11 protein-coding genes are annotated in these 13,014 nt (G+C 59.6%); 8 read left to right on the top strand and 3 right to left on the bottom strand.

All coding sequences use genetic code 11. The features are described from left to right. Positions 1-93: 93 nt before the first annotated feature. Positions 94-693: a hypothetical protein gene (locus NA78x_RS27880; RefSeq protein ID WP_425615647.1), complete on the bottom strand. Its 600-nt coding sequence runs from the start codon at positions 691-693 to the stop codon at positions 94-96. Between the two features lie 1,062 nt (positions 694-1,755). Here NA78x_RS27880 and NA78x_RS27875 point away from each other — a divergent pair. Genes NA78x_RS27875 through NA78x_RS27865 form a run of 3 tightly spaced genes read left to right on the top strand, consistent with a single transcriptional unit; the run spans position 1,756 to position 3,816 of the window. Continuing rightward, positions 1,756-2,676: a DUF1559 domain-containing protein gene (locus tag NA78x_RS27875; protein ID WP_425615646.1), complete on the top strand. Its 921-nt coding sequence runs from the start codon at positions 1,756-1,758 to the stop codon at positions 2,674-2,676. Continuing rightward, complete coding sequence (locus tag NA78x_RS27870) at positions 2,676-3,128, top strand: carboxypeptidase regulatory-like domain-containing protein (protein WP_425615645.1); 453 nt, start codon at positions 2,676-2,678, stop codon at positions 3,126-3,128. The genes NA78x_RS27875 and NA78x_RS27870 overlap by 1 nt, the downstream gene beginning before the upstream one ends. A 16-nt stretch (positions 3,129-3,144) precedes the next feature. After that, on the top strand, positions 3,145-3,816 hold the full coding sequence (locus NA78x_RS27865) for an ureidoglycolate lyase (protein WP_425615644.1): 672 nt from the start codon (positions 3,145-3,147) through the stop codon (positions 3,814-3,816). Between the two features lie 147 nt (positions 3,817-3,963). Here the strand turns inward: NA78x_RS27865 and NA78x_RS27860 are convergent, their stop codons facing one another. Then, positions 3,964-5,331: an MFS transporter gene (locus NA78x_RS27860; protein ID WP_425615643.1), complete on the bottom strand. Its 1,368-nt coding sequence runs from the start codon at positions 5,329-5,331 to the stop codon at positions 3,964-3,966. A gap of 130 nt (positions 5,332-5,461) precedes the next feature. Between NA78x_RS27860 and NA78x_RS27855 the strand changes: the two genes are divergently transcribed. The 4 genes from NA78x_RS27855 to NA78x_RS27840 all read left to right on the top strand — a co-directional run bounded on the left by NA78x_RS27855 (position 5,462) and on the right by NA78x_RS27840 (position 10,288). Next, positions 5,462-7,216: a prenyltransferase/squalene oxidase repeat-containing protein gene (locus tag NA78x_RS27855; protein WP_425619483.1), complete on the top strand. Its 1,755-nt coding sequence runs from the start codon at positions 5,462-5,464 to the stop codon at positions 7,214-7,216. 77 nt (positions 7,217-7,293) lie between these two features. Next, the gene (locus NA78x_RS27850) at positions 7,294-9,156 is read left to right on the top strand and encodes a polyprenyl synthetase family protein (RefSeq protein ID WP_425615642.1); all 1,863 of its coding nucleotides are present in this window, start codon (positions 7,294-7,296) and stop codon (positions 9,154-9,156) included. A gap of 144 nt (positions 9,157-9,300) precedes the next feature. After that, positions 9,301-9,729 carry a hypothetical protein gene (locus NA78x_RS27845; protein WP_425615641.1) on the top strand — a complete coding sequence of 143 codons (429 nt, stop codon included), beginning with the start codon at positions 9,301-9,303 and terminating at the stop codon, positions 9,727-9,729. Positions 9,730-9,742: 13 nt separating this feature from the next. Continuing rightward, positions 9,743-10,288: a hypothetical protein gene (locus NA78x_RS27840; protein ID WP_425615640.1), complete on the top strand. Its 546-nt coding sequence runs from the start codon at positions 9,743-9,745 to the stop codon at positions 10,286-10,288. A 22-nt stretch (positions 10,289-10,310) separates the two neighbouring features. On the opposite strand, the gene NA78x_RS27835 is transcribed toward NA78x_RS27840, so the two are convergent. Next, positions 10,311-11,369: an esterase/lipase family protein gene (locus NA78x_RS27835; protein WP_425615639.1), complete on the bottom strand. Its 1,059-nt coding sequence runs from the start codon at positions 11,367-11,369 to the stop codon at positions 10,311-10,313. A gap of 129 nt (positions 11,370-11,498) precedes the next feature. Between NA78x_RS27835 and NA78x_RS27830 the strand changes: the two genes are divergently transcribed. Then, positions 11,499-12,998, top strand: coding sequence for a type VI secretion system contractile sheath domain-containing protein (locus NA78x_RS27830; protein ID WP_425615638.1), 1,500 nt, complete (start codon positions 11,499-11,501; stop codon positions 12,996-12,998). The last annotated feature ends 16 nt before the right edge of the window (positions 12,999-13,014 follow it).

Below are 13,014 nucleotides of genomic sequence, written 5' to 3'. Positions count from 1 at the left end.
GACTGTGATTGAAGCTATCCTACACCCTCGGGCCTGGCAAGATTTGGCCGCTAGGATCGCGCGGCGACAGGCTCTGGTTTAACCGCTCTGGGCTTAGCCATCGTGAACGGCGGCGGAACTGTAGGTCTTACTGTAGTTGGGGTTGAGCTTGATGGAAGACTGCAGATCCTTCACATCCTGATTCGTCAGCACGAGTGTATCGCAGCCCGTCCAACCCTTTTTCATCATGGCCAGGATCTTTTCTTTCACCGCGTTGTAGGCGTGGGTATCGGCTTTCGTTTCGTCTGTCGGCGTAGCACCTTTGGCCGCCACGACGTAAATCGCCTGAGCGATGTAGGCGATGGTCTCGTCTTCGAGCACCGTGATGGCCGCGGCTGCCTTACCGTTCATATCGCGGCCACTGTAAAAGTGGTCGAGCAACGCATGGGTGCATTCGTGGATCAGCAGCGACTTTTCGTCGAAGTATCGCTCGCCATAGCTGCCGTCGCTGGCAATGATCTTGTTATTGGTCACGTCATACATGGCCGTGTGACCGAGCGCGGCATCGACCTCGCACTTGATCGTGTTGTTGCTCACCAGGCTGCCGATGTAGTAGTAGCCGATCGGCGAGACCAGCCGATTGGCAAAGCTGAAGTTGATCCAGCGAACGGGACTCGAGGCAAGAGTTTCGATGACGTTGGTTTTGAGGCCCATGGCAGGTGCTCCCTACAGACAGTGGAAAAGGGTTGGGAGTGATTGGCCGCGCACCATCCCAACCGCAGGGTGCTGCAACCTTCTCGGCAACGAATGAATCGCCGACCCGAGAAATCGTCGATCCTGGCCGCTCTGCGGCGAAGATGCCGCAAAAGCCAAAAGGATCGTTGCCGAATGGCACGAGACGAGTGTCTTAGGGGTTTAGCGTGCGCGGTCCAGAAAAGTTACTGGCAGCTCACCGACCAAAAGAAGGGTGGCATACAACTGAAGTGCTTCTCTGAGTGGCGGTTCTTTAGCACCGTCGGTGCGGCCCTGGGCTGACATGGTCCCGGCCCGCCGGCCTGAAGAATGACTGCTGTATAAAGTTCGTAATTAACGAACATCTGAAAAATATCTAATTGACAAAAGATCGCCGTGTTGCGCCAATGGCGGGTGTATTGCGGAGATGCGGAAAGGTGGCGAGAGCGCCCCGAGCGAGGAGCTTGCCTCCGGGAAACGAGCGTCTGCGGTGTGTTGGTGCGGAAAGTACACCTTAGCAGTCCTGATTAAGGAGTTTTGACGTAAGTGAAGGCTGACAAGGATCGTGTTCGTTAGCAACTGTGGTTCCTAGGACGCCCTAATGATTCAGGAAATGGTGAGTAACACGGCCTGTTCGCGTGCCAAAATGGCAGGGTTAAATGGTTATCAAACGGTTATCGAGAAAACGGGTGATTACAGGTTATCAGTCGACGGAAGTGGTGGAAGCGAAGTGGTTTAAAGAGGCTGTTCCAATGCAAAAAAACGCGCGAAAAAGTTATCAAACTTGGGGTGTTCAGGGGCTGTTCAAGGGTGGGTCGAGCGAGGTGGAGTAAGGGAAAATGAACAGCCACAAATTCGGTCGCCAAAGGTGCGGCACGGCAGTCAAGCGAAATTTGCGAAAATCTGTTGTAAAGGAACGGCGATTGGTACACTCTCCGAACCCGGCTTCATGAAATCTTCACGCAACCTTCATGGATTCCGGGCGTGGGTTTGCCATCTTCGGGTATCGACATTTCCGGTCGAGATTTACCTTCGGGGGACCGCATGAAAACCTATCGCAAAGTCAGTCAGCAGCGTGCCTTTACGCTGGTCGAGCTCTTGGTGGTGATCGCCATCATCGGAGTGCTAGTCGCCCTGCTGCTGCCGGCGGTGCAAGCCGCCCGCGAAGCCGCCCGACGCACGCAGTGCTCGAACAACCTGCGGCAGATCGGCATCGGGATGCACAACTATCACGATACGAACGGGAGCTTCCCCTTTGGTTGGAGCAACCGCGGCCAAGGCTGGAGCGCGTGCGTGCTCCCCTTTGTCGAGCAAGCTCCTCTGTGGAACACGCTGCAATGGGCCGAGGGCAACAACTGGGATACCGACAACACACCCAACGAGCGGGCCGCAGGCACGCTGATTAAGACCTATCGTTGCCCCAGCGCGGCGATTCCCGAGCATGTGAACAATCAAGGGATTCCGCTCCGCGTGCCGGCCTGTTATCGCGGCGTGGCTTCCTCAACGGCTGATTCGGACGATCCGAGCACGTCGGCCGTCGGCAGGTACTTGGAACAGACCGACCTGGAAGGAATCTTTTTCGGCGACAGCAAGATCGGTTTCAAGAACATCACCGACGGCACCTCCAACACGGTGATGGTGGGCGAGTGCTACTGGGAGACATTTTCGCAAGACGGCAACCAGATGGACTTTTGGTACATCGGTTCGCCACAGGCCGATCCCTGGCCCGGCAGCTCGACGGAGTTCAGCGAGTTCGTGGGCTCGACCGGCGTGCCGATCAACGCCCGCAAGGTTGCTTCGACCTCTGGTTATGTGAAAGAGTTGTCGTTCTCCAGTTTTCATCCGGCGGGCACCCTGTTCTCGTTCGGCGATGCGTCGGTGCGCTACATCACGTACTCGATTGATGCCGCCACTTACAAAGCACTCGGCAGCCGCGATGGCGGCGAAGTCCTGGGAAATTACTAATGAACCTGGCTCCAAAGCTGTTGACGTTATTCGCTGTACTTGCCGCGGTTGTGCTGGCCGGCTGCCGGTCGGAAGGGCCCCATTACGGCGAACTGGGCTTGGTCGATGTCACCGGCAATGTAACGATGGATGGCCAACCCTTGGCGGGGGTGACGGTTCGCTTCGAAGGGCCGCCAAACCGCTTTGCCGACGGCAAAACCGATGCTGCCGGCAACTATCGACTGATGTACGACAGCAACCAAGCGGGCTGCATGCCTGGCGAGAAGATTGTGCGGATCTTGACCAGCGGCGGTGAAGGTTCGGACGAAGGTGGGCCCATCGAAGGCCCCGATGGCAAAGTGGTTGCTCCGCCGTCGAGCATTCCCGCAGCATACAATAGCGCCTCACAACTAACGGCCAATGTTTCGAGCAGCAGCAAGTCGTTCGACTTTGCACTGAAGTCGAAGCCATAGGATGTTGGGGGCAACCTTGAACGCTCCGAATCTTAAGCCCTTGGCAGCGACGATGCCGGACCTGCCGGTGCATCGCGTGCCGCTGGTCAAAGCAACTGCAGCCAACTTGCGCGGCTTTGGCGAGATCATCGAGCATGCCGATGCGCGCCAGGTGGAGATCGTCCGTTGGCCTTCGCTGGGCTGGCGACAGGTCGAACCGGGAACTGGCGATCAAGGTGGAACCACCGAAGGGCTGTTTGCTTTTCGATGGCACGGTGATGTGCTGCGGGCTCGCAACGAAGCCGTGAACGACGACTATGTCTTAGGCTGGACCTGTCAGCCCAGCCAAGCTCGCGAGGACCAACAGACGGCCCCGCGCGAAGAACTATTACTGTGGCGGTGCAACTATCATCCCGACGGTGGCCAGTTGTTCTTTCCGCTAGAACCCGGCCCCTTCGTCACCACGCTGGCCCTTCCCGGCGACGACATCACGCCCGACAGCTTTGTTGCGTTCTATTCGGAAGGGGGCACCGGACTCTACATTCATCCTGGCGTTTGGCACGAAGCGCTCTGTCCGGTCAACGACTCGTTCCGCTTCTTCGGTCGCCAGGGAAAAGTACACGCCCGCGTCGGCTCGAATTTTCCGCAGGAGTTTGGCTGTTATCTGTCGGTTTCGCTGCGAGCGGAGGATGCGCGCGAGACGCTTTGAGCGGCGCGTTGCGGGCACCAACCGCAAAAGGGGGGCGTCCAATTAAGGACGTCCTATTTGGACAGTACCTAGCGCAACTCTCGGGTTTCCGAGCAAAACGTGTCCAATTAACGGGCTTGTGGTTGGACAAGTTGGTCCCAACGGGCCCTAGGCTTTCGCGTCTTCGGCCTTCGCTTGGCTAATGCCTCGCTGCAGGTTGACGAACGAGACGATGCCCATGCCGATCACGATGAAGACCAGCAAGCTGAGGATCGCGGCGTTGGCGCTGCCGGTGTGCTTCATCACTTCGGTGAACAAGATCGGGCCGACCATACTGGTGGCGCGGGCCGAGAGATTGAAGAAGCCCATGAACTCGGCCGTTTTCGATTCGGGGGTCATCGAACCCATGATCGAGCGGCCGACTGCCTGCGTGCCGCCCATCACCAATGCGACCACGACGCCCATTACCCAGAACTGCGGCTTGGTGCTGACGAAGTAGGCGGCGACGAGCAGACCACACCAGATGCATAGGCACAGCAGCAACGTCGTCTTCGCGCCGATGCGGTCGCTGATCCAACCCACGCCCAGTGCGGCGGGTGCCGCGACGAGTTGAATCATCAGCACCAGCAGCATCAGTTCGGAAGCTTCCATCGAGAGGACGTTTTCGCCGAAGACGCCGGCCTGGCTCATGACCGTTTGAATGCCCTCGTTGTAGATCAAGTAGCCGAGCAAGAAGAGCGAGAGGACGCTGAAGGCCCGGACGTTTTGCAGGGTGTGAAAGACTTCGCCAATCGCATGAGCGGCGGTGCTACCAAAGCCACGATCGAGATTGCGCGGCACGGCGCGGTCACGCAGCCAAAGTGCGGCGGGAATCATGAAGAGTCCCCACCACAGGCCCATCACCACGAGGCCCGCGCGGGCTTGCGTGATTTTGTCGGGCAGGCCAATCGAAGGGCCCACGGCAAATAGGATCAGCACGACCACGAGCGCGAGTCCGCCACCGAGATAGCCGGCGGCGAAGCCGAGCCCCGAGATGCGGTTCATCGATTCGTCGTCGGCCAGTTCCGGCAAGAAGCCGTTATAGAAACCGAACGATAGTTCGAAGCAGAGGCTGGTGAAGAAGAACAGAGCAATGATGAGCACGGGTTGAGAGATCGGTGCAAACGGGATCGATGTAGCCAAAGTGGCTCCGAGCATCGAGGTACCGATGAGCCATTTCCATTTCGCGCCGCGGGCATCGGCCATCGCGCCCAAGATGGGCGACATCCAGGCGGCGCAGAGCATCGAGATGCCGAGCCCCCAGCCCCAGACGCGCAGGCCGGTGATCTCGATTCCCCAGAACTCGAGGGGCGCTACACCGGGTTGCACCGGAAAGGCGATCTTGGTGATGTAGGCGACGAGCAGCGTAATCGACAGCGTCGAGTAGGCACTGTTGGCCCAATCGCAGAGGGCCCAGGCCGTAAGTTCGCGGCGGGTGACCGGGCGCGAGGCATTGGGAAAGGACTCACGCGGCGGAGCAGGCTTCGGTTCGTTCATGCTGCAATCGTACAAGAGATTGGTGTTTGGTTCGACGTGAGTTCGGGGCGGGAGAGTTCAAAGTTGAAGACGATCAGGAAAGTGAAGTGAAGCCTTGGCGAAGAAGCAGGCGACGAGTATTGTCGAACGGATGGATTACGAACGGCTGCTCTCGGCTTACACTCGCGCCCGCAACGACTTGCTGGCGGCTCGGGGTGTGCACGGACATTGGGAAGGAGAACTGGCAAGTTCCTCGCTTTCGACCGCCACTGCCGTGAGTGCCCTCTCGCTCGTGAAGCGGCACAGCCAGGATGCGTCGGCGGATGTGCAATCGCTCGTGGATGCCGGCGTGAAGTACCTGGCCACGCAGCAGAATGACGATGGCGGATTTGGCGATACCGACAAGAGTCACTCGAACATCGCCACAACTTACCTGGTGATTGCCGCCCTCCATCTGGCCCAGCGAGAAGCTGACTTCAATGAGTTGCTGACGCGAGCCTGGAAGTACATCGAAAGCAAAGGTGGCTTCGCGGGACTGAAGGAGCGGTACGGCGTCGACAAGACCTTCGTCGTGCCGATCATGACAAATCTGGCGCTGGCCGGACTGTGCGATTGGAAAGAGATTTCGCCACTGCCGTTCGAGCTCGCCTGCATTCCACAAAGCTGGTATCGCTTCGCGCAGATGCCCGTCGTCAGTTACGCCATCCCCGCGCTGGTGGCCATTGGTCAGGCCCACTACTTTCACCGCAAGCCTTGGAACCCGTATTCGCGGTTCGTACGCGGGGCGGCGGTGAACCCCAGCATGCGGGTGTTGCTGCGGATGCAGCCCGAGAGTGGTGGCTACCTCGAAGCGACGCCGCTGACGAGCTTTGTGGTGATGAGCCTCGCGGCTACCGGCCGCGCCGATCACGCCGTGTCGCAGGCGGGGGTGAAGTTTCTCAAAGCTTCGATGCGAGCCGATGGGAGCTGGCCCATCGATACGAATCTGGCCACGTGGGTGACTTCGCTGTCGCTGAATGCGCTGGCCGCCGGTGGTCAGGAACTTCCGGACGATGAGCGTTGCTGGTCGTGGCTCCTCTCTTGCCAACATTTGCAGCGGCATCCCTTCACCGGCGCCGATCCGGGCGGCTGGGGCTGGACCGATCTCAGCGGCGCGGTTCCCGATGCGGATGATACGCCCGGAGCGCTGCTGGCGCTCATACTATGGACCTTGCGCAATCCGCGACCAGCAAAAAGATACGAGGCAATACTGAATGCTGCGTTCCAAGGATTGGCTTGGTTGCTAGATTTGCAGAATCGTGACGGCGGCTGGCCGACCTTCTGCCGAGGCTGGGGCAAGTTGCCGTTCGACCGGAGTGGCACCGACCTCACGGCTCACGCCATTCGTGCCCTTTTCGCTTGGCGTTCGTATGGCGGTCCCGATGCTTCGCAGGCGATGAAGCGAGGCTTTGCCTTTCTGGCAAAGCGACAACACCCCGACGGCAGCTGGTCTCCCCTCTGGTTCGGCAACCAAGATCATCCCGAGGAAGACAACCCGGTCTATGGTACGGCGAAGGTGTTGTTGGCCTATCGCGACCTGCTAAGGATGGGAGATGAACCCGCCAAGCGGGGAGTGCGCTGGCTCGTGGAGCATCAGAATGCCGAGGGAACCTGGGGGAGCAGCCTGGAAGAAACAGCTTTGGCGGTGGAAGCCTTGCTGGCGGCGGAGCAAAGTGCGAAGGTACAATCGAGCATCGAGCGGGGCCTGGCGTGGCTGGTCGAGCAGGTAGAACAGAGTCAGCACACCCGCAGTTCGCCAATTGGCTTTTACTTCGCTAAACTATGGTACTATGAGCAGTTGTATCCACTCATCTTTACGGTGAGTACATTAGGGCAAGCCCTGCCAACTGCTCGCCCGCCGAATTGATCCCACCTGCAAACCGAATCGTGCCCAAGGCCGACCGCCTGTAGAACCGCACCGAGTATCGCCGCGAGGATTCAGCCTTGTCCACAGCCAGCTCTTCCGTGCCAAGCTCGACGCATTTGGCCGATAGCATTGTGCCTCCCGAGTTGCCGCCAGAACTCGCCGCGCCACGACGCAGCAAACGTCGCAATACGTCGCATCTGAAAACCGTGCCGCCCACCGAAGAAGAGCGGGAGGCGATTCGGCTGAAGTGTGCTGCCGTTGCCGCGACGCTCGATAAAGCCAACCCGCTGACCGTCGATCAGATGGAAGTGGTCGTCCGCAAACTCCTCACCGACAACAGTCTGCCCGAAGGTTACTTGGGCTGGGTGATGGTCGTGCTGAGCAGCGAATTCTGGCGCGATCAGGTGGCCGCGACCGACCCGGCCCGCCGCCTGTTCTTGCTGCCTCACTGCCTGAAGCATGCCGAAGGTTGCCCCGCCGATTACGACGAGTATGGCCTGGAATGCAAAACGTGCGGCGCGTGCAGCATCGCCGATTTTCGCGCTGAAGCCGAAAAGATGGGCTACAAGGTGCTTGTCGCCGAAGGCTCGCCCATTGTGCTGAAGATTATCGTCAGCGGGCATGTCGACGCGATTGTCGGCGTGGCCTGTTTGAACGTGCTCGAGAAAGCCATCGACAAGATCCTGCTCGCCGGCATCCCGTGCATGGCCGTGCCGCTACTCTCGAGCGACTGCCGCAACACGAGCGTCGACGAGCAGTGGGTCATGGACATGATCAAGGTCCAGCCTCCGACTTCGCTGCAGCAAACAAGCACCTACGTTCATCTGCTGCGGGCCGCGGCCAATCTCTTCAAGCCCGAAGAACTCGAACGGCTTGTTCCGCGCTTGCGTGGTAGCCAGCGGTTGGAGGTCAGTCAAAAGGCTGCCGATATCGATCCGATTGCCGCCACCGAACTGATCGCCCACGATTTTCTCGGCAAGGGTGGCAAGTACTCGCGCCCCTTCATCACCTTGGCCGTGCACGATGCCCTCACGGGTGCCAAGGGAACAAGTGCAACTGGCGCTGAACACCTGGCGGCCCTGCCCGATGCGGTGCGCCGCGCGGCCATGTCGATCGAAGCGTTTCACAAGGCGTCGCTGGTTCACGACGACATCGAAGATGCCGATGCCTTTCGCTATGGCGAAGAAACGGTGCATCGCCGCTTTGGTGTGCCGACGGCGATCAACGTCGGCGACTATTTGATTGGGCTTGGCTATCGCCTGGTTGCCAAAGAGACGGCTGTGCTCGGCGGCGCTGCGGTTGCCGATATTTTGAATTGCCTTTCCGACGCTCACTTGCGCCTCAGCGAAGGGCAAGGAGCCGAACTGCTGTGGCGCGATGCTCGCGACAAGCGACTCAAGCCCATCGACGCACTAAAAATTTACGCGCTCAAGACTTCGCCTGCCTTCGAAGCGGCTCTCTTCAGCGGTTGCCGGCTTGCTGGCCCCGCTGAAGCCTACGCCGAGCCGATGAAGCTGTTTGCTCGTAACCTGGGCGTGGCGTTTCAGATTCTCAACGATCTGAACGACTGGGACGGCGACAATCACAACAAGATGTCGGCCGGCGGTGATACGCTCGGCGGTCGTCCCACGGTGCTCTGGGCCCTGGCTCTCGAAGGCCTTAATGCCGCGAAGCAAGAGGAGCTACTTTCGCTCGTGACGAATGAGACGGCCGATGCCTCGCATCGTCTGGCTCGCGTCCGCCAGCTTTACAACGAAGCGGGCGCTTTCGAAAAGGCCACGCGCCTGATCGAGAAGCATCGCGAACGGGCCGAAGCCATCGCCGACGAGATTCAGCCAGAAGAGTTCCGCCGCCTGCTCTATTATTTAATCGACAGCGTGCTGGATAACCCGCCTGCAACCCAGCCGGTGAATGTGTTGCAGATCAGCCCGCAAAAGTAACCCACATTCACGCGCACAAGCGACTCGGAAATCGTGAACGAATACGAAATCAAGTCGCTGAAGGCATTCCAGCAGTGGCTCAAGACAGAAAGTCGCAGTCACGCTCAATGGCACGCGCGGGCCTGCCCCGGAAGAAGTAAGTGCTTGTTGATTTCTGCTGCGACCACCGTTGAAATTCAATGGGACAGTGTCACAGTGGAACAAGTCGCACTCTATCCCATCGAGCTACCGACCGCCGATCAAGCGCACGACTGGTGGTTTCGATACTGGGAGGGAGCGATCTTGACGTGCTGGTATACCGAGGCAATGCGAGTCGTCCTGCTTGCGAAAGACGCCGTTTGGGAAGCCATTCCGGAAGCATATTTACTGCGTCCGAAAGCGGACTTTGTCGAGCTCGATTTTGCACTGGCTAGCGATATTGTCGGTGAGGCTGAATTCGGCAAGTTGCAATGGGAAAGCGATGTCTGCGGAATTTCCTCGCGAGTGATCACGTACGAGGCTGCAGAATTGTTGCGGCGGCGATTACCAGCGAACCTGGACGCGGCAAAGACTAAGCAACCAATTGGCCTTTGATGAGCAGGACATCATGACGGAACACGAAGTCAGCGAAATTCCAGACCTGCACGAGCTGGTGGCGATCTTCTTTGCTGACGTTGCTGAATTGGGCACCTTCGCACCCGTGCAGCCGCGGCAGATTCCGCAGGCCTATCGTGACCTGCTCGCTCACTATTCGCACATGACCGTCACGGTCGAGCATTTTCACAATAGCCCGGTCGATGTCGTGGTGCTCGATCGGCAAAGCACCGGGCGGCACTACAGCCGCAAGATTCTCCTCACGCGGCAATCGGACGGCCGCGTCGTTCAGTTCGGGATTGTGCGGCTCGATTTCAACGCCGTCAGTCCCGCGGTTCGCGACGAAATCCAGCGAGAACAAACGCCGCTCGGCCGTGTCCTCATCAAGCACAACGTACTGCGCGAAGTCGAGCTGAAGCAGATCTATCGCATCTCGTGCGGACCGGAACTGGCTCACTACTTTAAGCTACCCATCGGCAGCGAAGTCTTTGGGCGCACCGCGCTTATCTACTGCGATGGTGAACCAGCCGTCGAACTGCTCGAAATCGTCACGCCGTAAAGCACGACGGGAACCGAGTGCCTCACTTCGGCATCTCAGGAATCGTGATCGGCCGCCGCAGGTCGCGCGACTCGAAGCAACCCTGCTGCAGAAAGTTCAATGCATAGGTACGGACCTGATCGTTGTTCATCAATTGGCCGTGCAGCAAGTTGACAGTGCGAAAGTCACACGCGCCAGGCAGGCGAGTTTCAGCCACCGCCACCACCGCGTCATCGTCGCCGGCGATCAGCAGGTTCGCGCCATCGTCGGTTCCATTGCCGCCCGCGATGATGCCGAACTCGCACTTGGGCACGCACAGGCGCGTCGACACTTGCTCCCAGTCGCCAGCCAACATTTTGCCGCTGGAGCCAAGGACCATGGCGACCAGCTTGTTTCCTTTGAAGCGTTTGGCCAGTTCCGCGCCGTTGTTCGGCGGGCCTAGCATCACCAGCCGCTTGATTCGCGGGTCGGGCTTCCATTTGGGATTCGGCGTCGCTGCTTCGCCCAGGTAGCGACGCACGACGATGTTTCCCAAGCTGTGACAGACGAAGTTAATCTCGTCCACGCCATCCAAGCCGTCGATCACTTTCGCCAGCGATTCGGCATGCTGATCAACGGTTCGCCGCGTGCTGGCGTAGCCGACGTTCACCCATTCGTAGTCACCTTCCTTGGCCAGAAACTCGCCGATCCCTTCCATGGCTTCGCGGCTGCGGATGAGCCCGTGCATGGTGATGACCGCGCGCTTCTTCGGCGGAGCCCACTTTTCTTGGAGCGCGGTTTTGTTGAGTTCGTCGACGCAGTCTTGGTGAGTGCCCCAGGCGCGGCGCACGTCCTCGGCGTCAAGCAGCCGATGATGCCCGGTCATGGCATTGATCTGCACGCGCCAGCCATTGCGCACGAGTTCATCACTCCAGAACTGCTCGCCGCCCAGCGTGACCGAGGGAATATTCGGTGGCGTGAAAGCGGGAATGGCCGGGATGTTGAAAGGCGCAGCAGCAGGCTGTTGCCCCCGCGCGTTAACTGCCAAGAGCGCGCTCGCGACGACCGCCATGCCCAGCAGAACGAGGTTGCCGCTGATCTTCCGTGCCAAAATGCTGGTCATACTGCCGTCCTGGTTTTCGCTGGAGTGCCCGGATGTATTATCGGAAGGTGGTACCGCTCCGGGCAAGGGCGATTCACTGTTATAACTACGGCTGAGCGGCGGCCTCGCACCTGGGCAGGAGCAAGCAACATGAGCAAGTCGTGGCAGTTTGGCGGCGTCAATATCGGCATGGATGCAGAACCCGCGGAGGAAGCCCGCCGAGATCAACCTTTGAAAATCGTGGTGCTGGGCGACTTCAGCGGACGTGGCAGCCGGCGAGGCGTAGCTCTTCGCCAAGTCGGTGCGTATCGGCCGATGCTGATCGACCGCGATAATTTCGAGCAGGTGATGCAGCACCTGAACGTCGAGTTAGACCAGGTTCCGCTGGAACCGAACGGCAAACTCGGCCTGCTGGCCATCGGTTCGCTGGACGACTTTCATCCGGATGCGCTATTGCAGCGCGTCAATCAGTTCAAGTCGCTGCGCGAGTTGCGCCGGCAACTGGCCAATCGCGATACCTTCGCAGCTGCCAAAGCCGAAGCTGCTGGCCGCTTGCAACCGCCGGCCGAGCCCGTTTCGCAGGTCGCCGGTGCCGAACCGGCCCCGGTGACGACACCTTCCGCCACCGCCAGTGGTGAAGACCTGCTCGAGCAAATGCTGGCAGCCACCGAGCAGAACGCAAAGTCGCAACCGCGCCGGCCTACCGAAGTGGAACGCTATGCACAGGCCCTGATGGCAAATTACACCGTGCCTGCCGATGATCCTCGCCAGGAACCTTGGGTCGCTGCTGCTGACCAGGCGATTGCTTTTGCCGTGCGGCAGTTGTTGCAGGATTCAGCTTTCAAGAGTCTCGAAGCTCGCTGGCGAGCCGTCGATTGGCTGACGAAGCGAGTCGAATCCGACGTGGCCGTAAAGATCGCCGTCGTCGATATAACCCCGGCAGAACTTCGCGCCGACTTTGCCCACGACGATCTAACCGAGGCTGCACTCTACGAGCTGCTCGTCACGCGGCCGAAGCAACGCCCGGGCGATACAGGCTGGCAAGTGATTGTCGTCGATGAGCGATTGAGTGCTTCGCGCGAGGATGTCGAGCTGTTGGGACGCCTGTGCCAACTGGCCGGCGATGCAGGGGCCAAGTTGCTAGTTGGACTGACCGACGCGGCCGTGGGTTGCACCGCCACGAACGAGCCTTTTGTCCCCAGCAACTTGCAGCCAACTTCCACCGCTTGGTCAGCGCTGCAGCAATTGCCCGAAGCCGTTCGGGCGGCGGCACTTTGGCCTGGCTTCTTGCTCCGCCAGCCTTACGGCAAAAAGACCAGCGAAGTGGAAGCGGTCGAACTCGAAGAACTGGCCGGTGCTGATCCTCAGCAGACATTGCTCTGGGGCAACGCAGCTTATTTGGCAGCGGATCAACTCCTCCGCTCGACGGATGGCTCGCGCGAGCCTAGCGATGTCTCGGGTCTGCCTTGCGTTGTGCTGCCCGATGCGACGGGCACCAAGCAAATGGTGCCCGCGACTGGTTGGTGGCTGCGTGAGAGTTCGCTGGACCAACTAGCCCAGCTGAACATCACGGCCGTCTATGCGTTGCCGCATGCGGGAGCCGTGCGCGTCTTCCCGCTGCGAAATTTGCTGGGCCAGCCCCTGGCGTAGGATACGCCACGGCGAC

This window comes from Anatilimnocola aquadivae, from assembly GCF_049819085.1.
GTDB lineage: Bacteria > Planctomycetota > Planctomycetia > Pirellulales > Pirellulaceae > Anatilimnocola.
This window is presented reverse-complemented; position numbering and strand designations above follow the sequence as displayed.

Excerpts from the sequence above, each read along its gene's own strand:
- NA78x_RS27855 (WP_425619483.1), top strand. The coding sequence starts at position 5,462 with ATGGATTACGAACGGCTGCTCTCGGCTTACACTCGCGCCCGCAACGAC.
- NA78x_RS27880 (WP_425615647.1), bottom strand. The coding sequence starts at position 693 with ATGGGCCTCAAAACCAACGTCATCGAAACTCTTGCCTCGAGTCCCGTT.
- NA78x_RS27840 (WP_425615640.1), top strand. The coding sequence starts at position 9,743 with ATGACGGAACACGAAGTCAGCGAAATTCCAGACCTGCACGAGCTGGTG.
- NA78x_RS27830 (WP_425615638.1), top strand. The coding sequence starts at position 11,499 with ATGAGCAAGTCGTGGCAGTTTGGCGGCGTCAATATCGGCATGGATGCA.
- NA78x_RS27875 (WP_425615646.1), top strand. The coding sequence starts at position 1,756 with ATGAAAACCTATCGCAAAGTCAGTCAGCAGCGTGCCTTTACGCTGGTC.
- NA78x_RS27870 (WP_425615645.1), top strand. The coding sequence starts at position 2,676 with ATGAACCTGGCTCCAAAGCTGTTGACGTTATTCGCTGTACTTGCCGCG.
- NA78x_RS27860 (WP_425615643.1), bottom strand. The coding sequence starts at position 5,331 with ATGAACGAACCGAAGCCTGCTCCGCCGCGTGAGTCCTTTCCCAATGCC.
- NA78x_RS27835 (WP_425615639.1), bottom strand. The coding sequence starts at position 11,369 with ATGACCAGCATTTTGGCACGGAAGATCAGCGGCAACCTCGTTCTGCTG.